Origin of the sequence: Nonomuraea aurantiaca (assembly GCF_020215705.1) — a bacterium.
Classification (GTDB): domain Bacteria; phylum Actinomycetota; class Actinomycetes; order Streptosporangiales; family Streptosporangiaceae; genus Nonomuraea; species Nonomuraea aurantiaca.
Genome location: NZ_JAIWNB010000008.1, coordinates 281,520 through 306,864, shown reverse-complemented (window position 1 = coordinate 306,864; position 25,345 = coordinate 281,520). Strand labels below are relative to the sequence as shown.

Sequence of the window (25,345 nt, the reverse complement as noted above, 5' to 3'; positions counted from 1 at the left end):
GAAAATCGCTGCTATGAAGCCCTCCGGTGCCCATCAGTTCAGCCGTCCACGGGCGGCGGACGCCCCCGCCATCCACGAGCTCGTCGCGGCCTGCGACCTCGCCGTCATCGGCGTTCCCGACGCAACGCCGGCCGACATCGCCGACGAGCTGGCGGAGCCGGACTTCACCCTCGACACCGACGGCTGGCTCGTCCACGACGCCGACGGCACGCTGGTCGGCTGGGCCTGGGCGTGCGCCAAGGGCGACAGCGACATGATCGACATGGAGGTCCTCGTGCGCCCCGGCGTCGAGGGGCTCGCCGACGAGCTCTGGCGGCTCGTCCTCGACCGCGCCGGGGAGCTGGCACGGGAGCGGGGCCACGACGCCGCCACGGTCGACATCGGCATCTACCGGGCCGACACCGCCAAGCAGGCGCTGGCCAAGGAGCACGGCTTCGAGCCCGGCACCAGCTTCCACCGGATGCGCGTCGACCACGAGGGCCCGGTCGAGCCGCCCGCCCCGATCCCCGGGCTGACCCTCCACAGCGGGGAGACGGACGCCGTCCGCCGGGAGGCGCACCAGATCTACCAGGAGGCGTTCGCCGACCACTTCGGCTTCATCAAGGTCGACTACGACCACTGGCTCGAACGCAGGCAGGCGCAGAGCATCACCGACTGGGCCCAGCTCGCCGTCGCCAGGATCGACGGGCGGCCGTCGGCGGTGGTGATCGGCAACAACCAGTTCGTGCCGGACGAGGACTGCGGCTATGTCGCCACGCTGGCCGTCCTGCCCGAGCACCGGGGGAAGGGGCTGGGCCGCTTCCTGCTGCGGCACGCCTTCGCCGCCGACGCGGCGCGCGGGCGGCGGGGGACGTTGCTGCACGTCGACTCCAACAACACCTCGCCGGCGCTCGACCTCTACCTGTCGGCGGGCATGCGACCGGTCCTGGTGATAGACGTCTGGCGCCGCCTGATCCGATCCACCCAAGCCTCCTGATCCGATCCACCCGAGCCTCCTGACCCGCTCCGTCCGAGCCGCCTGACGGGCGGCTCTCACGGGTGGTGCTCCTTGCGGTCTAGCCTACGAACGTACTAGTTCGTACATTTGATGGGACTGGAGGAGAGTGAGAGCGGATGAGCTCCTATCTGATCGGCCTGATCGGCGCCGGGATCGGCCCGTCGTTCAGCCCCGCGCTGCACGAGCGCGAAGCGGACGCGCACGGCCTGCGCTACATCTACCGGCTGCTCGACATCGGCGAGCTGGGGCTGGGGGCCGACGCCGCGGGAGAGCTGATCCGCACGGCGCGGCGGCTCGGGTACGACGGCCTCAACATCACCCACCCGTGCAAGCAGACCGTGATCCCCTTCCTGGACGAGCTGTCCGCGGACGCGGCGATGCTCGGCGCGGTCAACACCGTCGTGTTCGAGGGGCGGCGGGCCGTGGGGCACAACACCGACTGGACCGGGTTCGCGGAGTCGTTCGCCCGGGGACTGCCCGACGCGCCGACCCGGCAGGTGGTGCAGCTGGGTGCCGGCGGGGCGGGGGCCGCGGTGGCGCACGCCCTGCTGACCCTCGGCGCCGATCAGGTCGTCCTGGTCGACGCCGCGGAAAGCCGGGCGGCCTCGCTCGCCGCCGACCTGGCCGGACGGTTCGGGCCCGATCGGATCCGCACCGCGGCCCAGGCCGAGCTGGGCGGGCTGCTCGCGACGGCGGACGGGCTGGTGCACGCGACCCCCACCGGGATGGCGCAGCACCCCGGGCTGCCGCTCCCCGCCGAGCTGCTGCGGCCGGAACTGTGGGTGGCCGACATCGTCTACCGGCCCCTGGAGACCGAGCTGCTGCGCAGGGCCAGGGCGCTCGGCTGCCGGACCATGCACGGCGGCGGCATGGTGGTCTTCCAGGCCGCGCATGCCTTCCGCCTGTTCACGGGCCGTGAGCCCGACGCCGAACGGATGCTCACCCACCTCACCGACCTGATCGACGCCTGACCGGGAGGTCTCCCCATGCGTAAGTCCATCGCCACCGTCTCGGTCAGCGGGACGCTGGCGGAGAAGCTGACCGCCATCTCCGCCGCGGGCTTCGACGGCGTGGAGATCTTCGAGAACGACCTCCTCGTCTCCCCACTGAGCCCGGAGGAGGTGCGGGCCCGGGCCGGGGACCTCGGCCTCGGCATCGACCTGTACCAGCCGTTCCGTGACTTCGAGGCGGTGCCGGGCGACGTGCTGGCCCGTAACCTGCGCCGGGCCGAGCGCAAGTTCGAGCTGATGGAACGCCTCGGTGCCACCCTCCTGCTGGTCTGCTCCAGCGTGTCGCCCGACGCGGTCGACGACGACGAGCTGGCCGCCGAGCAACTGCGCCTGCTCGCCGAACGCGCCGCCGAACACGGCATCAGGATCGCCTACGAGGCGCTGGCCTGGGGCAGGCACGTCAACGAATACCTGCATGCCTGGCGGATCGTCCGCATGGCCGGCCACCCGAACCTCGGCACCTGCCTCGACAGCTTCCACATCCTGTCGCGCGGCTCCGACCCGATCGGCATCGAGGCGATCCCGGGCGACCGGGTGTTCTTCCTCCAGCTGGCCGACGCGCCGCTGCTGGCGATGGACGTGCTGCAGTGGAGCAGGCACTACCGCTGCTTCCCCGGCCAGGGCACCTTCGACCTGGCGGGACTGGTGAGCCACGTGCTGGACACCGGGTACGCCGGGCCGCTGTCACTGGAGGTGTTCAATGACGGCTTCCGGCAGGCGGAAGCCGGCCGTACGGCCTTGGACGCCATGCGGTCGCTCATCGCCCTGGAGGAGGCCACCGCCCAGCGCCGCGCCGCGACCCCGCCGATCGCGTCCCCGTCGACCGCGTCCCCGTCGATCCCGCGCCCGGTCATCCCACCCCCGGTCATCCCGTCCGGCTTCGCGTTCGCCGAGCTGTCCGTCCCGGGAGATGACACTTCCGAGCTGGGCGGGCTGCTGGCGGCCCTCGGATTTGTTTGCACCGGGACGCATGCCCACAAGCCGGTCGAACTCTGGGAGCAGGGAGAGGCCCGGATCCTGCTCAACGCCACCGGCGACGGACCCGCGCTCGCGGCGATCGGGCTGGAGAGCCCGGACCCCGCCGGTTCCGTACGGCGCGCCGAGTCCCTGCTGTCGCCGGTCCTGCCCCGCCACCGCGCCCCTCGGGACGCCAGGCTGGACGCGATCGCCGCGCCGGACGGGACCGAGCTCTTCTTCTGCCGCACCGAGCATCCCGACCATTCCAGCTGGACCGACGACTTCGAACCCCGCGCGGCGGGTGAACCGGTGGCGGGGGGCATCACGCACATCGACCACGTGGCGCTCACCCAGCCCAGGCACCACTTCGACGAGGCCGCGCTGTTCTACCGCACTGTCCTCGGCCTGCGCCCCCAGGAGAGCCTGGAGGTGCCCGACCCGTACGGCCTGCTGCGCAGCAAGGCGATGTCCACCGGGGACGGCGCCGTACGGATGGTGCTCAACATCAACCAGGTCGGCGCCCAGCACATCCCCTGGCAACACATCGCCCTGGCCTGCGACGACATCGTGGCCACCGCCCGCAGGCTGGGCGCCGTACACCCCGAGCTGCTGCTCGCCGTCCCCACCAACTACTACGACGACCTCGCCGCCCGGTACGACGTGCCACCCGAGCTGCGGGAGCTCGGCCTGCTGTACGACAGGGACGAGCACGGGGAGTTCCTCCACCTTTACACGATCACGGCCGGGCGGGTTTTCTTCGAGCTCGTCCAGCGCGTCGGCGGCTACCAGGGCTACGGCGCCGCCAACGCGCCCGTCCGCCTCGCCGCCCAGCACGCCCGGGTGGGACACGCCTGGGAAGGCGACGCCTCGCAAGGGCACGCCTCGCGAGGGCACACCTCACAAGGACAACGTTCATCTAGGATGAACGCGACCCCCGTCGGCCCGACCGTGGAGCCCCATGACCTCGCAGCCACTCGCTCGCGCCGCCGGTGAACGTCAGCGTGACGCCGACCGGACCAAGGCGGAGATCCTTCAGGTCGCGCAGCGGGAGTTCGCGCGGCACGGGTACGCCGGCGCCAGGGTGGACGAGATCGCCGAGCGGACGCGCACCACCAAGCGCATGATCTACTACTATTTCGGCGGTAAGGAGCAGCTCTACATCGCGGTCCTGGAGAAGGCGTACACCGAGGTGCGGGCCGCCGAGCAGACCGTCGACGTGGCGCACCTGGCGCCGGTGGAGGCCATCCGTACACTGGCGGAGCTGACCTTCGACCACCACGACGCGCACCGCGACTTCATCAAGCTGGTCGGCATCGAGAACATCCACGAGGCCGAGCACATCCGCAAGTCCGAGCTGCTCGCCAACCTGGGCGCGCCCGTGCTCGACATCATCTCCCGCATCCTCGACGCGGGGCAGGAGTCCGGCGACTTCGTCACCGAGGCCGATGCCATCGACGTGCACATGATGATCAGCGCGTTCTGCTTCTTCCGGGTCGCCAACCAGCACACGTTCGGGGCGCTGTTCGGCCGCGACATGACCGCGCCGGAGCACCGCGCCAGACTGCGCACGATGGTCGGCGAGCTGACCGTCGCCTACCTGCGTGCGGCCGGCGCCCCGGCGTAGTGCCACCCACCTGCGGCCGGACGTTCGCACCCCATCTCGGCCGCTCGGGAGAGGGTTTGGACACACTCTTGTAATGTACGAACCAGTGAGTTACTTTCGGGGCTATTCTCACCCGGGAGGAGCCCCGTGACCGACATCCCCACTCCCCAGGGAAAGCCGCGCAAGGCCGCGATCGCCGCCTGGATCGGCAGCGCCCTGGAGTACTACGACTTCTTCATCTACGGCACCGCCGCCGCCCTGGTCTTCGGCAAGGTCTTCTTCCCTTCGTCCGCCCCGGGCACCGGAACGCTGCTGGCCCTGGCCACGTTCGGCGTCGGCTACCTGGCCAGGCCCGTCGGCGCGTTCGTGCTCGGGCATGTGGGGGACAAGTTCGGGCGCAAGAAGGTGCTGGTCTCCACACTGGTGCTGATGGGGCTCTCGACGTTCCTGGTCGGCTGCCTGCCCACCTATGACCAGGTCGGGGTGCTGGCCCCGGTGCTGCTGGTGGTGCTGCGGCTGATGCAGGGGTTCTCCGTCTCGGGTGAGCAGGCGGGCGCGAACTCCATGACGCTCGAACACGCCCCGGAAGGACGCCGCGCCTACTACACCAGCTTCACCCTCAACGGCACGCAGGCCGGACAGATCATCGCGACCGCGATCTTCCTGCCGATCGCGGCGCTGCCCGATGCGCAACTGCTGAGCTGGGGCTGGCGGGTACCGTTCTGGCTGAGCATCGTGGTGGCGGCCGTCGGGTTCGTGATCCGCCGCACGCTGGAGGAGACGCCCGCCTTCGAGCGGGAGGTCGCCGAGAACGGCGTGGCCAAGCTGCCGCTGGTCGTGCTGTTCCGCGAGCATGGGACGGACGTCCTGCGGGTGATCGTGGCCGCGGTGATCGCGTCGGTGAGCACGATCTTCACCGTCCACGCGCTGTCGTACGCGGTCAACACGGTGGGGCTGGAGCGTGCGCCGATACTGTGGGTCGGCGTGCTGGCCAATGTCGCGGCGGTGATCACGATCCCGCTGTGGGGGAGGCTGTCGGACCGGGTGGGGCGCAAGCCGGTGTTCATCGGCGGCTCGCTGGGGTGCGCGGTGCTGATCTTCGCCTACCTCTGGGCGATCTCGGCCGGTGGCTATCCGCTGATCTTCGTGGTGGGGATCCTGATGTTCGGTGTCGTGCACAGCGCGACCAGCGGGGTCTGGCCGTCGTTCTACGGGGAGATGTTCAGTACCCGGGTACGGCTGTCCGGGATGGCGATCGGCACGCAGATCGGGTTCGCCATCGCCGGGTTCGCGCCCACGCTCGCCACGGCGGTGGCCGGCACGGGCCGGGACAGCTGGCTGGGCGTCTCCCTGCTCACCGCGGCGCTGTGCCTGATCAACGTGGCCGCCGTGGCCACCGCGCGAGAGACCTACCGGACTCCCACCGACCAGCTCGGCGTCAAGCCCGCCACCCCCGCACCGACCGCGACGGCACGCGCGACGTGAGCAGCGAGGGCGGCGAGGGTGGCGTGGGTGGCGAGCACAACGTGAGGGACGAGTACAGCGCAGGTGGCCGGCACAGCGCAGGTGGCGGGCACAGCGCGGATGGCGGGGAGTTCCGCGTCTACGCCTTCCAGTACGCGCGGCGCGCCGCCCTGCGCGGTGAGCACTTCCACGGCCACGACAGGCGGGCGGGCGAGCCGCACCCGACGGCCTACTACACCTGGCTGGCCGTCTCCGACCGGCACACCGTCGTCATCGACACCGGCATCAGCCGCGCCCGCGCCGCCCGGATCGACGGCCTCGACTACCTGGCCGCACCCGCCGAGACGATGGCCGAGCTGGGCGTGCGCGCCGACGCGGTCGGCCACGTGGTGCTCACCCACCTGCACTACGACCACACCGGCACGGCCCGTGAGTTCGGCGCCGCCCGGTACGTCCTGCAGCGGGCCGAGCTCGACTACTGGACCGGCCCCTGGGCCCGGCGCATCACCAGAGAGCGCTGGCTGATGGACGAGGACGACGTCGCGCACCTGCGGGCGGCGGAGAAGGAGGGCCGGATGGACCTGCTCGACGGCGACGCCGAGGTGGTCCCCGGGCTGAGCGTCCACCTGGTCGGCGGGCACACGGCGGGTATGCAGGTGGTACGGATTCGGACCGCGCGCGGCCACGTGGTGATCGCCTCGGACGCGAGCCACTTCTACGAGAACATCGAGGACGACCGGCCGTTCCCGATCCTGCACAGCATGACCGGCATGTACGGGGCCTTCGACCGGATCAACGAGCTCGCCGACGGTCCGCACCTGGTGGTGGCCGGCCACGACCCCGAGGTGCTCACCCGCTTCCCGCCACTCACCGAGGCCCTGAGCAGCCGGGTCGCCGTGATCGCCCCGTAGCACCGGCGGAGGCCCTGCGGAGGGCCGGTGGGAGGACCGGCGGGCTCACAGGCCGAGGTAGATGCGCCGGACCTGGGGATCGACTCGCAGGGCGGCCGAGGTGCCGGTGGCCGCGATCTCCCCGTTCTCCATGACCAGGCAGGCGGAGGTGACATCGAAGGTGAGCTTGGCGTTCTGCTCGACCAGCAGGATGCTCAGCCCGTCGGCGTTCAGCCTTTTCAGCCCGGTCACGATCTCCTCGACCAGGATCGGCGACAGTCCCATGGACGGCTCGTCGAGCAACATCACCCGGGGCCGGCACATGAGCGCGCGGCCGATCGCCAGCATCTGCTGCTGACCCCCGGACAACGCCCCGGCCAGGCGGTGCCGCATCTCGCCGAGCACCGGGAACAGGTCGTAGACCTCGCCGATCGGCGTCCGCTTCCAGTCGCCGGTGTAGGCGCCGAGCAGCAGGTTCTTCTCCACGGAGAGCCCCGGGAACACGTGCCGCCCCTCGGGGACGTAGCCGATGCCGTGGCGGACCAGGGTGTGCGCGGGCGCGCGCAGCAGGTCGTGCTCACCGAAGGCGATGCGTCTGGCCTGCCGGGGCGCCAGGCCCATGACGGCCTTGAGAGTGGAGGTCTTGCCCGCCCCGTTGGCGCCGATGATGCCCAGCGACTGGCCCGGCTCCACCGTGAAGCTCACGTCCCGGGCGGCCCGCACCCCGCCGTAGTGCACCGACAGTCCTTCGACGATCAGCGTGCTCATCTGGCGGCCTCCTCGGCAGCGGAATCGGTGGCGGATTCGGTGGCGGATTCGGTGGCAGCCCCGGCAGCGGACTCGGGGGCGGGCTCGTCGGCGGGCTCGGCGGCGGTCCTGGACGGTGCGGACATCGAGTCGCCGAGGTAGGCCGCGACCACGTCGGGCTGGACGGCGACGTCCGCGGGCGCGCCGTCGGCGATGACCTTCCCGCCGGACAGCACGGTGACCCGGTCGCACAGCGACATGACCAGGCCCATGTTGTGCTCGATCACCACGACCGTCACGCCGGAGTCCCTGATCGAGCGGACGATCGCGGCGAGTTGCCGTACCTCCTCGCCGTTGAGCCCGGCCGCCGGCTCGTCGAGCAGCAGCAGCGCGGGCGTCATCGCCATCGCGCGGGCCATCTCGATCCGCCGCTGGATCCCGTACGGCAGGGCGCGCGGCGCGGCGTCGGCGAAGTCCCGCAGCCCGAACCGGTCGATCAGCTCATCGGCCCGCACCCGCAGCACCCGCTCGAATCCGAGCACGCTCCAGGGAAGCGCGAGATATCGCCAGACCCAGCGCGTCCGCGTGCGATCCAGGCCGACCAGGATGTTCTCCCGGACGGTGAGGTCGCCGAACAGCCGCAGGTTCTGGAACGTGCGGGCCACCCCCAGCAGGGACAGCCGGTACGGAGCCGCGCCGGTGACCTCCCGCCCCCGGAACAGGACGCGGCCGGACGTCGGCGTGTAGAAGCCACTCACGACGTTGAACAGCGTCGTCTTGCCCGACCCGTTGGGCCCCACGACCCCGCGGATCTCGCCGGCCGTGATCGTGAGCGACACCTGGTCGAGCGCGGTCAGCCCCTTGAACCGCATGGTCACCCCGTCGACCTCCAGCAGGTCCGCGCCCGACCCCACACCCGCGTCCGCGACAGCATCCGCGCCCACCCGGTCGCGCGCCTGGCCATCTGTCCGGCCGTCCTCCCGGTCATGCACGCGGTCGTACGGCTGGAAGGAACCCAGTGCGGCCCTCGCCCCGGCGGCCCGGCGCCGCCGGAGCCGGGCGGGTAGCCCGGCCAGCCCGGTGGGGGCGAAGACCACCACGAGGACGACCACGCTGCCATAGCCGAGCTGGGCGTAGGCCGACACGTCCAGCAGCGCCTCCCTGACCAGCGACAGCGCCACCGCCCCGACGACGCAGCCGAGGATGCTCCGCCTGCCACCGATGATCACCATGGCCAGCAACAGGAACATGTTGGCGATGCTGAACGTCTCCGGCGCCACGAACCGGATGAGCCCGGCGTACAGCACCCCGGCGATGCCGCCGTACAGGCCGGACAGCACGAAGGCGGTCATGCGCAGCAGCGGGATCTCCGCGCCGAGCGCGCCGGCGGCCAGGTCGTCGTCGCGCATGGCGCGCAGCCGGCGGCCGAGCGGCGAGTGGGTCAGGAACAGCGCGAACGCCAGCGCGAGCGCGAACACCACCAGCTCGACGTAGTAGAAGAGGTACTCACTGGCCAGGTCCACCCCGAACAGCGGCGGCACCGGAATGTCGCTGATGCCCTCGGCCCGCCCGGCGACGGTCGCGTTGGTGATCCAGTTGACGAAGGCCAGCGCCAGCCCGAGCGTGACGATGCCCAGATAGTGCGACTGCATCCGCAGCGCGGGCAGGCCCACCAGCAGCCCGACCAGGACGGCGGCCAGCAGGGCCAGCGCGGCGGCGGTCCAGAAGCCGAGCCCGGCCCGGGTGGTGAGGATGGCGACGGCGTAGGCGCCGACGCCGAAGAAGGCGATCTGCGCCAGGTTGATCTGCCCGGCCACGCCCATGGCCAGCCCGAGGCCGATGCCGAGGACCGCGAAGATGATCGCCACGTCGACGACGTGGATGGCGTAGCCGCCCAGCCCGTACGGCAGCAGCCAGGCCGCCACGGCGGCGGCGATGAGAAGGATCAGCCGTTTCACGCTCGGTTCACCGTCGTCTCTCCGAAGATGCCGGTGGGGCGGACCATCACGATGGCGGCGAAGACCAGGAACGTCACCAGCTCCGAGTACTCCTGGAAATGGCCGGCCGCGAAGGAGTCGAGCAGCCCGAACGCCATGCCGCCGGCGATCGCGCCCCGCATGCTGCCGAAGCCGCCGAAGATCGCGGCGGCGAAGCCCTTGATGCCCAGCGAGCCGCCCATCGTGGGGTTGACGTAGAGCATCGGCCCGATAAGGCCGCCGGCCAGCGCCGCCAGGCCCGCGCCGATGGCGAAGGCCATGGCGTTGCTGCGGCCGACGTGTATGCCGACGGCGGTGGCCGCCTCGTGGTCCATCGCGACCGCCTGCATGGCCGCGCCGCGCTTGGTGCGCTGCAGGAACAGCCCCAGCAGGACCGTGGCCGCGGCCGCCACGGCGATGACCAGCAGGCTGTAGGTCGGGATCTTGATCCCGGCCACGTCCAGCGGCGCGGTCGCCACCGGGGACGGCACGGCGTGGCCGGTCGCGCCGAACACGCGGATCGCCCCGGCCTCCAGCACCGTGCCGAAGCCGATCGTGCCGATCAGCATGAGGTCGAAGTCCTTGTTCTCCAGCGGGCGCAGCACCCGCTCGATGACCAGGCCGATCAGCGCCGTCACCGCGATCGCCACCGCGACCGCGACGGGGAAGGGCAGCTTGGCGAACATGTACAGGTTGGACGCGGCGTAGGCGCCGATCATCACCACGTTGCCGTGGGCGAAGTTCACCAGGCCCATGGTCCGGTAGACGATCGAGAAGCCCATGGCGACCAGCGCGTACACCGCGCCGAACGTGACGCCGCCGATGAGGGTCTGCAGAAAGACCTGCACGGTGCTCCTAGCCGGCCGACTCGGCGACGATCTTCCCGGCCTTGATGAGGCCGATCTGGGTCGCGTGGATGCCTACCCCGGAGCCGTCGTAGGCGAAGTCGCCGAGCAGGCCGTCGTGCTTGACCGCGCGGATCGCGTCGGCGAGCGGCCGGCCGCCGGCGCCCTTGGTCTGCTTGAGCGCCTCGATGAGGATCTTGGCCCCGTCGTAGGCCTTGGCGCCGTGCAGTTCGGCGGCCTCGCCGAACGCGGCCTGGTAGGAGGCCGAGAAGGTCTTGCTCGCCTGGCTCGCGTCGTTGCTGAGGTAGGGCGAGCTGATGACCGAGCCCTCGGCGTTGTCCGCGCCCGCGGTGGTCACGTACACGTCGGTGCCCATCGGGGCGCCGCCCGCCAGGACCGCCTTCAGTCCCAGCTCGCGGGCCTGCTTGGCGATCAGCCCGGACTCGACCTCCTCGGCGCCGACGAACAGTACGTCGGGGTTCTTCTGCCGGATGGCGGTGAGGGAGGCGCTGAAGTCCTTCTGGTCGGGGGTGACGGCCTCGTCGGCGATGGGGGTGACGTTCCTGCTCTTGAGGGCGGCCAGGAACGCGTCGTGCTCGCCCGCGCCGTACGTGCCGTTGTTGCTGATCAGCGCGATCTTCTTGTACCCCTTGCCGTCGACCAGGTACTTGGCCAAGGTCTCGTCGTAGGTCACGCTGGTGGGCGCGTTGAGGAACAGGAACGGGCTCTTGAGCGCGGCGAGCTTGGGCGACTGTCCCGAGGTGATGTTCGGGATCCCGGCGTCCTTGAGGATGGGCGCCATGGCCAGGGTGACGGCGCTCTCGGCGGTGCCGAGCATGGCGACGTAACCTTCACCGGCGATCTTCCTGGCCAGGTTCGTGCCCACGGTGGGGTCGCCCTGGTCGTCGAACAGGTCGAGCTGGATCTGCCGCCCGTTGACGCCGCCGGCCTTGTTGGCCTCGTCGACGGCCAGTTTGACGCCCTTGTTCTCCCATTTGCCGAGCGAGCTGAGCTGGCCGCTCTGCGCGTTGATGTTGGCGACCTTGATGGGTCCTGTCGCGACGGCCTGCTTGCCGGACTGCTGTCCCGGGGCCGAGCAGGCGGTCAGTGTGACGATGAGCGATGCGGCGGCGATGGGGAATCTCGCGGGAAACACGGTTCACCTCGTTGGGGGGAAGTCGACATGGCCGCGTAATGCACGAACTAGTACGTTAGTTATACGGCCGGGTGTGACCGGAGGAAATATCGAACGCGCAACGGTTTCAGGCGGGGAAGACGCCCTGGTAGATGTCCTTGATGTTCCAGTGGCCGGGGGTCGGGACGGGCTCGTTGACCATGGGTACGTCGATCACCGCGGGCCGCCGGTCCGCCACCGCCTGGCGCAGCGCCGTACGGAGATCGCCGGGCGCGGCGACCGTGTGCCCGTCGGCCCCGCAGGCCCGCCCGAGGGCGGCGAAGTCCGGGCTGTAGGGCCGTCCGGCGGGATCGGTGAAGTCGCAGCCGTGGCTGCGGCCGAAGTGGGCGGACTGCAGGTCGGAGATCGTGCCGTGCGACCGGTTGTTCATCACCACGAAGATCACCGGTGCGCCCAGCTCCACGGCCAGCGGTACGGCGGGGAGCTGGGCGCCCATGCCGCCGTCGCCGATCAGCGCCAGCACGGTCCTGTCCGGCGCGGCGAGCTGCGCGCCGACGGCGGCGGCGGGGCCGAAGCCCATGGTGGACGCGCCGCCGGGGGTGATGAAGCGGCCCTCGGGCGGCAGTTCGTAGCACTGCGCCACGCCGTTCTTGTTCCAGCCGACGTCGGTGACCAGAATGGTGTCCGGTGGCACCGAGTCGCGCAGGTCGGCCAGGATGCGCTCGGGCCGAAGGGGAAAGTCGTCACTGCTCCCGCGTTCCCTGCTCGCGCCGAACAGCTCCGACCTGGCCGCGCGGATCCGCTCCCGCAGCGCGGGACGGCTCACCGCCGGGTGCGCCGCGGCCGCCGCGGCGATCGCCCTGATCGCCAGAGCGGCGTCGGCGACCGCGCCGATCTCCGCCGGATAGTTGCGGCCGATCTCGGCCGGGTCGAGGTCGATCTGGAGCAGCCGGCCCTTGTCCCCGAGCGCCCAGGTGAAGCGCGGGTCCCAGGAGCTCGAGTCGGTCTCGGCGAAGCGGGTGCCCAGCGCCAGCACCACGTCGGCCTCCCGGGCGTAGTCGTTGGTGAGCTCCAGCCCCCAGAACCCGGTCATGCCGAGGACCAGAGGGTGCGCGTCGGGCACGGTCCCCTTGGCCATCAGCGAATGCGCGATCGGGACGTCGAACCGCTCGGCCAGGCGGAGCAGCGCGTCGGCGGCGTCGCGCAGGCCGCCGCCCGCGTAGATCAGCGGCCGCTCGGCGCCGGCGAGCGCGGCCGCGATCCGCTCGGCGACGTCCGCGGGCAGGCCGGGCGGCTCGGCGCGGCTGATGGCCGGGTACGGCTCGGCGGGCCTGGAGAAGACGTCCATGGGCACGTTGACCAGCACCGCGCCCGGCCGGCCCGTCGTCGCCGTCCAGAAGGCGCGCTCCACGGCCCGGCCGAGGTCCTGTGCGCGGCCCACGTTCCACACCCGTTTGACGAACGGCCTGAAGACGGCCGCCTGATCGGCGTCGGCATGCAGGTTGATCTCCTGGTGCGGGTGCCGCCCGTGGTAGTAGGAGGGGACGTCGCCGGAGATCACCACCATCGGCACCGAGTCGAGCACCGCGGTCAGCACCCCGGTGGTGGCGTTGGTCAGGCCGGGGCCGACGTGGACGAGCAGCACGCCCGGCTTGCCCGACACGCGGGCGTAGCCGTCGGCGGCGTGCGCGGCGGCCTGCTCGTGCCGGGCGATGACGAACCGGATCCGGCTGTCGGCGAGCGCGTCCAGCACGGCGATGTTGGTGTGGCCGCAGGTGCCGAAGACGTGCGTGACGCCCAGGTCCTCCAACTGCCTGACGAGCGCGTGCGCGGAGGTGTCGGTCACTGTTCTCCCCAGATGCTCAGGCCCCGCAGCAGGAGGGTCTTGGTCACGGTGAAGTCCTCGATCATCCAGCGCGGCGACTCGCGGCCGATGCCGGAGTCCTTGACGCCGCCGAAGGGGACGTGGTCGAGGCGGAAGTTCGACGACCCGTTGACCACCAGCCCGCCGACCTCCAGCTCCCGCCACGCCTGGACGATCCGCCGCACGTCATGGGTGAACAGACCGGCCTGTAAGCCGTACCTGCTGCTGTTGCACGCCTCGATGACCTCGTCGAAGCCGTCGTAGGGCAGCACGGCGACGAGCGCGCCGAACACCTCCTCGCGGACCAGCCGGGCGTCGGCGGGCGGCGCGGCGACCACGGTCGGCTCCATGACCGCCCCCGACCGGGCGCCGCCGGTCGTGATCGCGGCGCCCTGGCCGGCCGCCTCCCCGGCCCGGCGGACCACCCGCTCGGCGGCGTCGTCGTCGACCATCGAGCCGACGTCGGTCGCCGGGTCCAGCGGGTCGCCCACGATGAGGGACTTCACCTCGGTGGTCAGCGCGGCCACGAACTCCTCGAACCGGCCGCGCTGGACGTAGACCCGCTGCACCGAGATGCAGCTCTGGCCCGAGTTGCTGTAGCCGGTGCGCGCGCAGACCCGCGCCGCCTCGGCCACGTCGGCGTCCTCGCACACGATCGTGGCGGCGTTGCCGCCGAGCTCCAGCAGCACCCGCTTGGGCCCGGTGGCGCGGGCGACGGCGGCGCCGGCGCTCACGCCGCCGGTGAAACTGACCACGGCGATCTCGGGCGCGGCGCACAGCCGCGCGCCCACGTCGGCGCCGCCGTGCAGCACCTGTACGGCCTCGACCGGCATCCCGGCGCCGAGCAGGATCCGTACCAGCTCCGTCGAGACCCCGGGCGCCTGCGGCGGCGGCTTGACGATCGTGGTGTTGCCCGCGGCGAAGGAGGCGCCGAGCTTGTGCGCCAGCAGGTTCGCCGGGGCGTTGAACGGGGTGATCGCCAGCACGGGACCGGCGGGGGCGCGGCAGGTCAGCGCGGTGTTGCCCACGCCGCGGGCCCAGCCGGCCACCGGCAGCACCTCGCCGCCCAGCGCCCTGGCCTCGGCCGCCGAGACCGACAGCGTGTCGGCCACCCGCAGCACCTCTCCGCGCCCATCCTTGACCGGCTTGCCGAGCTCGACGGCCAGCAGCCGGGCCAGCTCCTCGCCGCGGGCCGTGACCTCGGCCGCGGCGCGCTCGAGGATCGCGGCCCTGGTCGCCGGGGCCAGCCGCGCCACCGCCCCGGCGGCCGGTCCGGCGTAGGCCAGGGCCCGGGTGATGTCGTCCGGGGTCGCCGTGCGGGCCCGGCTGACCGTCCGGCGCAGGTAGGGGCCGGTCCGCTCGGCCGCCGGGCCGTCTGTCAGCCACGTCCCGGCGACCAGGCAGCCCGCTTGGTAGATCGCATCCATCTCGACTCCACTAGGTGGTGCATCAGAACCGCACTGTGGACTTGCTCAAAGTATGAGCACATCCCAGTCCGCGCAAGAGGAACCGCGTAGTGGAACGTCTGGACCGTATAATGGACCGAGTGTTAGCGTACGGACCGCATGAGAGGGTGAGCAGGAGTTCACCTTCGACCGACAAGTGAGGACCCGTGCCCGCGAACTTTCCGGCAGAATCCGGCGAGACCGGTGGCGTGCGCAGCGTTCAGCGAGCGTTCGACATCCTGTCCCTGCTCGGCGAGGACCGGCGGATCCTGACGATCCGCGAGGTCGTCGACGAGACCGGCCTGGCGAAGACGACGGCGCTGCGCCTGCTGCAGACCCTGGAGCACATGGGCCTGCTGTGGGCCGCGCCCAAGGGCTACACCGCCGGGCCCGCCCTGTGGCGCTGGGCGCACCTGGCCCGTAGCGCGTGGGAGCTGCCGCCGGAGACCGTCAAGCTCATGCGTGACCTGGCGGCCCGGCAGCGGGAGACCGTCAACCTCTACGTCGCCAGGGACGTCCACCGGATCTGCATCGCCCAGCAGGAGAGCCCGCAGCCGCTGCGCCACGTGGTGCGGGTCGGCGACGAGCTGCCCATGTGGGCGGGCGCCTCCTCGAAGGTCCTGCTCAGGGACGCGCCGGCGCGGCTCCTGTCACGGATCGCCCGCTCCTCCCCGTACGGAGAGGCGCACCTGGAGACGCTGCGGCACTGGATCGCCCAGGCGGCGGACGACGGCCACGCGGTCAGCCACGGCGAGCGCGAGCCCGGCCTGTCCGCCGTCGCCGTGCCCGTGACCGGCGGCACCAAGGCGATCGTGGCGGCGCTCACCCTCAGCGGGCCGACCGTGCGCTTCACGGACGAGCGCGTGGCGGAGTTCGTCGCGGACCTGGGCGAGGTGGCGGGGCGGATGTCGGAGCGCGGGTTCGACCATCCACTGACTTGACCGATGGGGAGCCTTAAGTGATGGGGAGAGCGTGAATGCAGTTGCCACTGGACGGGGTCAAGGTCGTCGATCTGACCAGCGTGCTCGCCGGACCCTACTGCGGCTACCAGCTGATGCTGTTCGGCGCCGAGGTCGTCAAGGTCGAGCTGCCCGGCAGCGGCGACCTGGCCAGGCGCCTCGGCCCTGACGACGAGCTCAACCGGGACCGGATCGGCGCCTCCTTCCTGGCCCAGAACGCGGGCAAGAAGTCGGTGGAGCTCGACCTGAAGAGCCCGGCGGGGCGGATGGCCTTCGAAGCGATGGTCACCGGCGCCGACGTCCTGCTGGAGAACTTCCGGGCCGGGGTGCTGGCCAGGCTCGGCTACGACCATGACCGGCTGCGTGAGCTCAACCCGCGGCTGATCTACTGCGCGATCTCCGGCTTCGGGCAGAGCGGCCCGATGAGCGGGGCCCCCGCCTACGACCAGATCATCCAGGGCTTGTCGGGCATGATGAGCGTGACCGGCACCCCCGACACGGTGCCGATGCGCGTCGGCTTCCCGGTCTGCGACACCATCGGCGGGCTGATGGCCGCCATGGCGATCTGCGCCGCGCTCGCCGGACGGCACCGCACCGGCCGCGGTAGCTTCCTCGACCTGTCCATGCTGGAGGCGTCGATCTCGGCCATGGGCTGGACCGTGTCCAACTACCTGGTCAGCGGCGTCGAGCCGGAGCCGATGGGTGACCAGAACGCCACCGCCGCGCCGTCCGGCACGTTCGAGACCGCCGACGGGCCGCTCAACATCGCCGCCAACCAGCAGACACAGTTCGAGACGCTCTGCCGCCTGATCGGCCGCCCCGAGCTGCCGGCCGACCCGCGCTTCGTCCTCCCGGAGGGGCGCAAGGCCCACAGGAAGGCGCTGAACGCCGAGCTCAACGCCGCGCTGCGGGCCAGGACCGCGCTGGAGTGGGAGGAGCTGCTGTCGGGTCACGGCGTGCCCGCGGCCCGCATCCTCACCGTCCCGCAGGCCCTGGCGCTCGACCAGCTGCGTCATCGCGGCTTCCTCACCGAGCTGAGCTTCCCCGACGGGACCGATCGCCGCCTGACCGTGACCGGCAACGGCGTGCTCGTGGACGGCGAACCGCTGCGTCCCCCGGCCTCCCCACCGCGGCTGGGCTCGCACAACGAGGAGTACGCGCATGAGTGAGGCGGCCGACTGGTGGGGCACCGCCGTCTCCAGGATCGAGCCGGACGTCATCGAGCTGCGCGGCCGGCCGGTCCAGGAGCTGATCGGCCGGGTGGGGTTCGCGGAGATGGTCTGGCTCATGCTCCGCGGCGACCTGCCCGACCCGCGGCGGGCCGCGCTGCTGGAGGCCGCGCTCGTCTCCTCGGTCGACCACGGCCCGCACGCGCCGTCCATCGCCGTCGCGCGGATGGCGATCACCTGCGGCGTCGGTCTGAACAACGCCGTCGCCACCGGCGTCAACCTGCTGGGGGACGTCCACGGCGGCGCGGGGGAGCAGTGCGTGGAGCTGCTGGAGGAGGCGCTGGCCGGCGGCGACACCGCGGCCACGGTGGCCCGCCGACGGGCCCGCGACAAATACCTGCCCGGGTTCGGGCACCGTTTCCACTCCCGCGACCCGCGCCGTGACCCGCTGCTCGGCCTGGTGGAGCAGGCCGTGGCGGACGGTGTCGTGCCGGGCGACCATCTGCGGGTGGCCAAGGAGGTCGAGGAGCTGATCAGCCCGGTCCCGATGAACATCGACGGCGCGACCGCCGTCGTCTACGCCGAGCTCGGCTTCCCCGCGCCGCTGGCCAGGGGGCTGTTCGTGCTCGGCCGCAGCGTCGGCATCCTCGCGCACGCCTGGGAGGAGTCGGGGCAGGGGCGGCGCAACAAGGGCCCCCTGCCCCCCTCGATCCGGCCGACCTACCTTGGCCGGCACGGTCCCGGTCAGTAGACGACGATCTTCCCGGTGTTCTGCGGGAAGATCGCGTCGTTGTAGAAGTACTCGCCGGGCGTGGCGAACGTGTGCGTGAACGACTGCCCCGGCATCAGCACGCCGCTGTCGAACTCGTACTCGAAGAATGACACGGCGGCGTGCGCGAAGGCGTTGTCCGCCGGATTGACGAACGTGACGGTCGTCCCCTTGGGCACCCGCAGGTGCTGCGGCGACATGGCGTTCTGGGCGACGGTGTTCTCGGCCGGGCCCGGACGCTGGTTCGCCGCGTCCCAGACGCGGCCCAGCGTGACCGTCGTGCCGGCGACGGCGGCGGTCCTGATGTCGTTGCGCTTCTTGGGCGGGACCGGGGCCGCCGCGGGCGCCACCTTGCCGCCGAGTTTGAACGCCCACAGGTGGTCACCACGCGGGATGTCCGGATACGGCAGCCCGTTCCCGCCCGCCAGGACCGCGATGTACTGCTCGCCGGCGATCTCGTAGCTGATCGGGCTGGTGTGCACCCCGGCGCCGCACTGGAAGCTCCACAGGATCTTCCCGTCGGTGTCGTCCATCGCGTGCAGCACCCCGTCGGGGCCGCCCTGGAACATGACCCGCCCCGCCGTGGTGAGGATGCCGTTGCCGTGCGCCAGCGACCACTCCCTGTCGAGCGTCCACACCGGTTTGTTGGTACGGGGATCGACGGCCGCGATGCCCCCGGCGAAGTACTCGCCCAGCGGGCGCGAGGTGTTGACCCGGCCGTCCCGGCTGTTGGAGAAGCCGGAGTTGATCAGCCCGTAGCCGACGTAGATCCAGCCCGTGTGGGGGTTGAACGACAGGTGCGCCCAGTCGGCTCCGCCGCCCGCGCCGGGGAAGATGATGGTCGCCCGGTCCCAGTGCGGCGTGTAGAGGCCGCCCCAGGCGTAGAACGGCACCGGCCTGGTCGCCTTGCCGAACTCCGGCGCCTGGGTGATGAACGGCGCGCCGCCGGGGAACGGCTGCGTCGCCGCGGTCTTCTGGCGTAAGTCCTGGGGCACGGGCCGCTCCGTGACTCCATGGACCGGCTCACCGGTGGCCCGGTCGAGGAAGTAGAACATGCCGGCCTTGCTGCCATAGACGACGACCTTGCGCACGCCGCGGCCGATCCGTACGTCCACCAGCACCGGCGCCATGACGTTGTCCAGGTCCCAGATGTCGTGGTGCACCGACTGAAAGTGCCACTTCCGCTTGCCGGTCTTGGCGTCGATGGCCACGATCGAGTTGGCGAACAGATTGTCGCCACCCCTGCCCGAACCGTCCAGCCGGGGGTAGGAGCCGCCGAACGTCCAGTAGACCAGCCCCAGGTCCGGGTCGATGGCGGGGTGGATCCACGGCACCGCGCCGCCGGTCTTCCAGGACTCGCCCTCCCAGGTGTCGTTGCCGAACTGGCCCTCGCCGGGGCACGCCCAGAACGTCCACGCCACCTCGCCGGTGGCCGCCTTCAGGGCGTAGGCGCGGCCCCGGGCGCCGCCGGTGCTGCCCTGCATGCCGACGTAGATCAGGCCGTCCCAGTAGACGACCGCGCCGGCCAGGGTGCCGGTCAGGCCGCCGCACTGTCCGTTCTGGGGATCGCAGCCGCCGGTGTCGCCGCCGCCCTCGTCCTCGGTGATGAGCTGCCGCTGCCACACCACCTGGCCGGTCTCCTTGGCCAGGGCGTACACGATGTTGGCGCCGGAGGTGGAGAAGACCAGGCCCTCGCCGAGCGCGACTCCCCGCATGTTCGTCTGCTTGGTGCCGAGGTTCGTCTTCCACTTCAGCGCCCCGGTCCTGCCGTCCACGGCGAAGACGTTCTGCTGGGTCGTCTGGACGTACAGGATGCCGTTCTCCGCGACGCAGGTGCTCTGCTGGGGCGCGGCGGTGCTGCCGCCTTCCAGGTTCAGGTGCCAGGCGCCGCCGAGGCGGTCCAGGTTGCGCGCGGTGATCTTCTTGAGCGGCGAGTGATTGTGGTTGCCGAGGTTGCCGCAGACCTTGGGGAAGTCCTTGCCGGCCGCGCCCAAGGCGGCGGACTGTTCCGGGACGTCCTGCTCGGGAACGGGGGCGTCCGGACGGGCGGGTACGGCGGCCAGTGTCGCGGCCGCGCCGAGGAGGAAGTTGCGTCGTTCCACTGGCACCACGCCTTCTTGTGGTCCACTAGATGGACCTATAGATCCGCTTAACGGACGCACAATAAGCCGGTGCCGCGGTGAAGACAAGACCTTGCCGGGCTCCGGCCCGCTGGCTACGCTGTGGAACGATCGATCCACCTGGTGGACTCCGGAGGTGCCCGTGAGACCCTCGACGCTCGTGACCGCCGCCCTTCTGCTGGCGGTCGCCCTGCCCGCCTCAGCCGCCTCCAACGATCCCGCTCCCGCCGGCGGCGTGTGCCGGGGGACCGACGCCCGCTGCTACCACGACTGGGGCAACTTCGACCCGGCCAAGGGCTACCGCCTGCTGGTCTACACGCGCACGGCCGGGCCTCGCCACGCCCACCTGGGCACCGTGCTCGGGCCGGGGCTCAACCCGCCGCTCAACGACGACAACGTGGCCGTGAAGGCCGTGCTCAAGCTGGGTCAGGACAACGGCTTCGCCGTCGACTACACCGAGGACGTCACCCAGCTCGCCTCGGCGCAGAGCCTGCTGAAGTACAACGCGGTGATGTTCCTGAGCACGACCAGGGACGCGCTCGACGACGCGGCGCAGACCGCGCTGCGCCAGTACGTCAGGGCGGGCGGCGGCTTCGTCGGCGTGCACAACGCCTTCGGCACCGAGTACAACTGGCCCTGGTACGAAGGGCTGCTCGGCGAGGCCAACTTCTACGACCACGGGCCCGTCCAGCCCGCCACCGTGCGCACGCCCGATCGGCGCGACGCCTCCACCGCGGGACTGCCGCCGGCCTGGACGTTCAGCGACGAGTGGTACAATCTGGTCCCGGCCCCCACCCGCGTCCGCGTCCTGGCCCAGGTCGACGAGAGCACCATGCTGAAGGGCACCCGCGGCAACCTCGGCCACCCCGGGCACGGCAGGGACCACCCGGTCTCCTGGTGCCAGTACTACGACGGCGGCAGGTCGTGGGTCACCACGCTCGGCCACGAGGTACAGGCGTGGACCGGCGACCAGCGCTTCCTCGGCCACCTGACCGGGGGCCTGCGGTCGGCTATGGGCATGACGCCCTTCTGCCGCTGATCACTTCCGGGCGGTGTGGTGCAGACCGCGCAGGGCCAGCACATAGCCGTGCACGCCGAACCCGACCACGATGCTCCGCGCGACCGGCGAGATGTAGGAGTGGTGCCGGAACGGCTCGCGCGCGTGCACGTTGGAGATGTGCAGCTCCACCACCGGCAGCTCCACGCCCTCGATGGCGTCGTGCAGGGCCACCGACGTGTGCGTGTAGGCGCCGGGATTGAACACCGCGCCGACGCACCGCCCGGCCTTGACCTCGGCCCCGGCCTCGTGGATCCAGTCGATCAGCTGACCCTCGTGGTTCGACTGCCGGAACCGGAGGTCGAGGCCGAGCCCGGCGGCCTCCTCGCGGCACATCTCCTCGACGTCGGCCAGCGTCGTCGTGCCGTACACCTCCGGCTTGCGGGTGCCGAGCAGGTTGAGGTTCGGGCCGTTGAGAACGTAAACGGATGTCACACATGCCTCGCTTCGTGATCGTCGCCGCTACACCCGGTGGCGGGCCAGGTGCTCCAGGACCGACTGGTTGGCCTCCCAGCCGTCGGGGAACTTCACCGGCACGCCCAGCCGTACCGGCTCCGCCGACGGATGGGCGTCGAGCAGCTCGGCGATGCCCGCCCTGGCCACCACCACGCACGCGTGCCGGTGCCGCGAGGCCAGCACGCACAGCCGCCCCGACTCCAGATGGAACGCGGTGGCGTCCCGGCGGCCCGACAGGGGGTGCAGCACGATCGTCACGTCGTACTCGCGGCCCTGCAGCCGGTTGGCGGTGTCGACCGTGATCTCCGTTGGCAGCCCGGCGGCCCTGATCGCGGCCACCTGGTCGCGGTGGGCCGCGCCGACCGCGATCCGGTCGGCGGTCACCGGCCGTTCGCCCTGCTCGGAGCCCGCCACCGCGCCGCGCTGCAGCAGCCGCTCCGCCAGCAGCGCCACCGCCTGCACGGCCTCGCCGTCGGTGCGCACGGTGTGGCGGTTGGGCAGCTCCAGCAGCGCCCAGCCGGAGCGGGCCGCCTCCTCCAGCGCCCGGTCGTGCACGGTGCCCATGCCGCCGGTGGCCAGCTCCAGCCGCCGCTCGCCGGCCCCGGTGCCCGCCCGGAACCCGGTGAACGGGTAGAACGCCCGCGACACCACCGGCGCGGCAGTGGCGGGCAGCCGCCACGACACCGGCAGCCGGTGCACCGGCAGGTCGGGGTTGTGGCGCAGCAGCACCGAGACCGCGCTCTGCAGCGGGTCCCACGACAGGCCGGACCAGCGGTCGCCGTCCACGATCGAGAACGGGTCGAGCTGGCCGGGATCGCCCACGAACAGCGCCCGCTCGAACAGCCCGGCGATGCGCAGCAGCTTGTCCGAGCGCATCTGGTACGCCTCGTCCACGATCGCCCACGGCCAGGTGCGGCCGGAGATCCACGCCCACTTGTCCGATGTGGCGATCACGATGTCGGGGTCGCCGAGATCCTGGATCCGCGTGCCGACCGTGACCCCGGTCAGCTCCAGCAGCCGCAGCGGCGGCACGTAGCCGCTCGCCGACAGCCGCCCGACCGTCAGCCGCGGATGCCGCTCGGAGATCCGCGTCACCAGGTCGTCGACCTGCTCGTTGGTCTGGGCGACGATCATCAGTGGCTCGCCGGTCTCGGCGAGGTGCGCGGCGGCCCGGACGACGAGGGTGGACTTGCCCGCCCCCGGCGGTGAGTCGACCACCACGCCGCGATTCCTGGGCAGGTCGGCGAGCACGTTCCTGATGACCTGCTCCGGACTGATGGCCTGCTCCGGGCTGGCGTCCTCGCCGGTCACGACCACTCCTCGCGGGCGTCCTCGTCGGTGGGGCGGTATTCCCGCGGCGGGCCGCCGTGCGTCCACGGCGTCGCCTCCGCGTCGGGCAGGCTCGGCGCGCCCTGGAAGTCGTCGGTGAGGGAGGTGTAGCAGACCCGCTCGCCCACCTCGGGCACCGCGCCGGGAGTGGGCGTCTTGCCCCGGCCCATGCCCTTGGTGATCTTCAGGGTGACCAGGCCGTCGCTCGCCGACACCAGCTGGGCGCCCTGGCCGCGCCGCTGCGGGGTGCCGAGCGTGGTGCCGGGTGCCAGCCGTACGGGATCGTCGGTCTTGACCACCACGAGCGGGCGCAGCTTGCGCGAGCGGCCCTCGCCCTCGAAGTTCTCCGGCTCGGTCTCCACGACCTCGCCCGCGAACGCCTCGCCGGTCAGCCGGTATTCGGCCATGACGAGCGGGTCGTCGTAGGCGCGCTGCACCTCGTAGGCGGCCTGGGCGCGCTCCATGCGCGCCAGCCGCGCGGCGGCGGCGATCGCGCCGTCATGCCTGGCCTGCGGCGGCGCGCCGTCCTCGATCTGCGCGGCCAGGCCGCTGAAGGAGGCGCGGTCCTGCTCCCACCGCTGCGCCACGCTTGCCCCCTCGGGCAGGCCGCCGAGCAGGTCGATCGCCTGCCACATGAGCCGCCAGGTGGGTTCGAGCTGGGTACGGAGGGCTTCGGTGACGCGTTCGGCCGAGCCCTTCTCGATCGCCGGTGCCAGCACCTCGGCGTCGAACCCCGGATCGGTGACCGGTCCCGCGGGCGGCCAGATCAGCGGGTCCTCCGCGTCGTCGCTCGGCCCGTCGGTGATCCAGGCGAGCAGCGCCGCCAGGTTCGCGTCCTCCAGGCCGCTCTGCCCGCTCGCCCAGTGCCTGCCCAGCTCGTCGGTGGCGGCGATCGTCAGCGACGACCCAGGATATCCGGCCCGCTCGGCGAACCAGGTCAGCCACCTGCCGAGCAGCGGCACCCCCGTCGGCACCGGATAGGGCCCGTCGGCCCGGCGGAACCGGGTGGACCGGCCGAGCAGCCGGGTGAACGCCACCCCCGCCGGGTTCGGCACGATCAGCTGCGGCGCGTCGAGCGCCCGCTCGTAGGGGTCGGCGTTCTTGCGCTCCACCGTCTCCGTCTCGCGCAGGAAGCCCTGGATGTACGGCAGGAGCAGCCCGGCCAGCTCGGCGGCCCAGGCGAAGCGCAGATCACGGTTACGCGGCTGGGTGACCACCAGCAGGCGGGGCTCGGCCCGGTCGGTGCCGAGCATGGCGGCCAGCGGCGCGGCGGCCTCGCCGGAGAGCTTGAGCGGGATGAACACCATCGGCCGCGCCGACAGATGACAGTGCCGGACGGTCGCGATGGGCTGCGCGATGCCCTCGTCGAGGGCCCGCAGCCGGGCGAGCGAGGTGAGCAGGCTCACGTCAGGCACTCTCTGCGCAGGCGTTCGGCGTTGCGCAGGAGCCGGGCGATCTCCTCCTGGCCCGGCGCCGGGTCGCGGGTGCCGTCGGCCAGCCCGAGCGCCTCGCCGACGGAGGCCACGCCGCCCAGCTCGTCGCGTACGTTACGGCCGAGCAGGTCGGAGGCGCCCTCCTGCCGGGCCTCGTCACGGCAGAAGAAGCACAGGTCGCAGGTCGACAGGCAGTCGGGCGCGTAGCGGGCATCGGCCCGACGCAGCGCGTCGGCCAGCTCGGCGGCGGAGCGGGTCGGCAGCCCGTCCTCGCCGGGCAGCAGGTCGAACGTGACCTCGTCGGGCAGGACGTCGAGCAGCCGGTCGAGCCCCGTCATCCGGTCGAGCTGGCGTTCCAGCACGGCAAGCTGCTTGCGCACGTCCACGAGCGTCGCGACGGGCCGGTTGGCGAAGTTCTCCGGGCAGACCAGCACGACCTCGTGCGAGACCCGCAGCGGGTCGTGTCCCAGCTCGCCGAGCAGCCTGCGCAGCGCCAGCACGTACACCGCCGCCTGCCGGGCCGCCGCGGCCACCGCGGCCGGGTCCGCCTGCCCGTCGATCACCGCGAACGACTTGATCTCCACGATGTGGAAGCGCCCGCCGAGCTGGAAGGCCACCACGTCCGGCTCCAGGTAGGCGGCGTGCCCGGCGATCTCCAGGGCGAGCAGCGGATGGTCGTAGACCGTGCCCGCGTCGTGCCCTTCGGCCACCGCCCGGTCGAACAGCGCCCGGGTGTGGGCGTGGCGCAGGTGCGCGCCGACGTTCTCCACGTCGTGATAGGCCACCTCGGCGATCGGCAGGCCGAGCTGCTCCCGGAGCATGCGCAGTAGTTCGGCGCAGCCGTCGGCCTTCACCAGCGCCTCGAACACGTTCCCGCGGGTGATCGCGAACGGCGACTGGCCGAACGGCGCGGGGAAGCCCAGATGCCGGGCGGCGGCGTCCTTGTCGATCCCGGCGCCGTCCATGAGCGCCCGGCGCGAGCAGCCGGGGTTCGCCGCGAGCGCGGCGATGGCGCGGGCGTCGTGCGGCTTCGGTGGCGTCGTGCCTCGCAGCGCGTCAAGCCGGTTCATCGGCCGCCTTTCGTCTCGCTGTTGCGCTCGCCGTTGCCGGTGTGCTCGCC

The 25,345-nt window shown here is 71.8% G+C and carries 21 protein-coding genes; 10 read left to right on the top strand and 11 right to left on the bottom strand.

Translation table 11 applies throughout. The features are described from left to right. The first annotated feature begins 13 nt into the window (after positions 1-13). The 6 genes from LDL49_RS21580 (at position 14) to LDL49_RS21555 (ending at position 6,942) form a co-directional block, all read left to right on the top strand. On the top strand, positions 14-976 hold the full coding sequence (locus LDL49_RS21580) for a GNAT family N-acetyltransferase (RefSeq protein WP_225292909.1): 963 nt from the start codon (positions 14-16) through the stop codon (positions 974-976). Positions 977-1,113: 137 nt separating this feature from the next. Then, positions 1,114-1,968, top strand: a complete 855-nt coding sequence (locus LDL49_RS21575) for a shikimate dehydrogenase (RefSeq protein ID WP_225292908.1) — start codon at positions 1,114-1,116, stop codon at positions 1,966-1,968. Between the two features lie 15 nt (positions 1,969-1,983). After that, entirely contained in the window at positions 1,984-3,957 is a 1,974-nt protein-coding gene (locus tag LDL49_RS21570; RefSeq protein WP_225292907.1) for a bifunctional sugar phosphate isomerase/epimerase/4-hydroxyphenylpyruvate dioxygenase family protein, read from the top strand. Then, positions 3,923-4,588 carry a TetR/AcrR family transcriptional regulator gene (locus tag LDL49_RS21565; RefSeq protein WP_225292906.1) on the top strand — a complete coding sequence of 222 codons (666 nt, stop codon included), beginning with the start codon at positions 3,923-3,925 and terminating at the stop codon, positions 4,586-4,588. Before LDL49_RS21570 ends, LDL49_RS21565 begins: the two co-directional genes overlap by 35 nt. A gap of 126 nt (positions 4,589-4,714) precedes the next feature. After that, positions 4,715-6,052: an MFS transporter gene (locus LDL49_RS21560; protein ID WP_225292905.1), complete on the top strand. Its 1,338-nt coding sequence runs from the start codon at positions 4,715-4,717 to the stop codon at positions 6,050-6,052. Next, on the top strand, positions 6,049-6,942 hold the full coding sequence (locus LDL49_RS21555; protein ID WP_225292904.1) for an N-acyl homoserine lactonase family protein: 894 nt from the start codon (positions 6,049-6,051) through the stop codon (positions 6,940-6,942). The genes LDL49_RS21560 and LDL49_RS21555 overlap by 4 nt, the downstream gene beginning before the upstream one ends. 45 nt (positions 6,943-6,987) lie before the next feature. Here the strand turns inward: LDL49_RS21555 and LDL49_RS21550 are convergent, their stop codons facing one another. The 6 genes from LDL49_RS21550 to LDL49_RS21525 all read right to left on the bottom strand — a co-directional run bounded on the left by LDL49_RS21550 (position 6,988) and on the right by LDL49_RS21525 (position 14,915). Beyond that, positions 6,988-7,689 carry an ABC transporter ATP-binding protein gene (locus LDL49_RS21550; RefSeq protein WP_225292903.1) on the bottom strand — a complete coding sequence of 234 codons (702 nt, stop codon included), beginning with the start codon at positions 7,687-7,689 and terminating at the stop codon, positions 6,988-6,990. Beyond that, complete coding sequence (locus tag LDL49_RS21545) at positions 7,686-9,626, bottom strand: branched-chain amino acid ABC transporter ATP-binding protein/permease (RefSeq protein WP_225292902.1); 1,941 nt, start codon at positions 9,624-9,626, stop codon at positions 7,686-7,688. Before LDL49_RS21545 ends, LDL49_RS21550 begins: the two co-directional genes overlap by 4 nt. Further along, positions 9,623-10,492 (bottom strand): branched-chain amino acid ABC transporter permease, encoded by an 870-nt coding sequence (locus tag LDL49_RS21540; protein WP_225292901.1) that lies wholly within the window; start codon positions 10,490-10,492, stop codon positions 9,623-9,625. The genes LDL49_RS21545 and LDL49_RS21540 overlap by 4 nt, the downstream gene beginning before the upstream one ends. 7 nt (positions 10,493-10,499) lie before the next feature. Then, positions 10,500-11,645 (bottom strand): ABC transporter substrate-binding protein, encoded by a 1,146-nt coding sequence (locus LDL49_RS21535; protein WP_225292900.1) that lies wholly within the window; start codon positions 11,643-11,645, stop codon positions 10,500-10,502. Positions 11,646-11,751: 106 nt separating this feature from the next. Next, positions 11,752-13,470, bottom strand: coding sequence for a thiamine pyrophosphate-binding protein (locus tag LDL49_RS21530; RefSeq protein WP_225292899.1), 1,719 nt, complete (start codon positions 13,468-13,470; stop codon positions 11,752-11,754). Continuing rightward, entirely contained in the window at positions 13,467-14,915 is a 1,449-nt protein-coding gene (locus tag LDL49_RS21525; protein WP_225292898.1) for an aldehyde dehydrogenase family protein, read from the bottom strand. Before LDL49_RS21525 ends, LDL49_RS21530 begins: the two co-directional genes overlap by 4 nt. Before the next feature lie 185 nt (positions 14,916-15,100). Between LDL49_RS21525 and LDL49_RS58430 the strand changes: the two genes are divergently transcribed. From LDL49_RS58430 to LDL49_RS21510, 3 genes are read left to right on the top strand one after another with little or no spacing between them, the layout of a single operon-like run. Then, positions 15,101-15,874 carry an IclR family transcriptional regulator gene (locus tag LDL49_RS58430; protein WP_225292897.1) on the top strand — a complete coding sequence of 258 codons (774 nt, stop codon included), beginning with the start codon at positions 15,101-15,103 and terminating at the stop codon, positions 15,872-15,874. Between the two features lie 35 nt (positions 15,875-15,909). Continuing rightward, positions 15,910-17,061, top strand: coding sequence for a CaiB/BaiF CoA transferase family protein (locus tag LDL49_RS21515; RefSeq protein ID WP_225292896.1), 1,152 nt, complete (start codon positions 15,910-15,912; stop codon positions 17,059-17,061). Beyond that, a complete protein-coding gene (locus tag LDL49_RS21510; RefSeq protein WP_225292895.1) occupies positions 17,054-17,812 on the top strand; it encodes a citryl-CoA lyase in 759 nt (252 codons plus the stop codon). The genes LDL49_RS21515 and LDL49_RS21510 overlap by 8 nt, the downstream gene beginning before the upstream one ends. Here LDL49_RS21510 and LDL49_RS21505 read toward each other — a convergent pair. Then, positions 17,806-19,938, bottom strand: coding sequence for an outer membrane protein assembly factor BamB family protein (locus tag LDL49_RS21505; RefSeq protein WP_225292894.1), 2,133 nt, complete (start codon positions 19,936-19,938; stop codon positions 17,806-17,808). The genes LDL49_RS21510 and LDL49_RS21505 overlap by 7 nt on opposite strands. Positions 19,939-20,110: 172 nt before the next feature. Here LDL49_RS21505 and LDL49_RS21500 point away from each other — a divergent pair, with 172 nt between their 5' ends. Continuing rightward, positions 20,111-20,989 carry a ThuA domain-containing protein gene (locus tag LDL49_RS21500; protein ID WP_225292893.1) on the top strand — a complete coding sequence of 293 codons (879 nt, stop codon included), beginning with the start codon at positions 20,111-20,113 and terminating at the stop codon, positions 20,987-20,989. On the opposite strand, the gene aroQ is transcribed toward LDL49_RS21500, so the two are convergent. The 4 genes from aroQ to LDL49_RS21480 are packed head-to-tail and all read right to left on the bottom strand — an operon-like array spanning position 20,990 to position 25,295. Then, entirely contained in the window at positions 20,990-21,442 is a 453-nt protein-coding gene (gene aroQ / locus LDL49_RS21495) for a type II 3-dehydroquinate dehydratase (RefSeq protein ID WP_225292892.1), read from the bottom strand. It lies immediately after the preceding gene. A gap of 27 nt (positions 21,443-21,469) precedes the next feature. Next, positions 21,470-22,774, bottom strand: coding sequence for an AAA family ATPase (locus LDL49_RS21490; protein WP_225292891.1), 1,305 nt, complete (start codon positions 22,772-22,774; stop codon positions 21,470-21,472). Continuing rightward, on the bottom strand, positions 22,771-24,198 hold the full coding sequence (locus LDL49_RS21485) for a hypothetical protein (protein ID WP_225292890.1): 1,428 nt from the start codon (positions 24,196-24,198) through the stop codon (positions 22,771-22,773). Before LDL49_RS21485 ends, LDL49_RS21490 begins: the two co-directional genes overlap by 4 nt. Continuing rightward, positions 24,195-25,295: a hypothetical protein gene (locus LDL49_RS21480; RefSeq protein ID WP_225292889.1), complete on the bottom strand. Its 1,101-nt coding sequence runs from the start codon at positions 25,293-25,295 to the stop codon at positions 24,195-24,197. Before LDL49_RS21480 ends, LDL49_RS21485 begins: the two co-directional genes overlap by 4 nt. Positions 25,296-25,345: the final 50 nt, after the last annotated feature.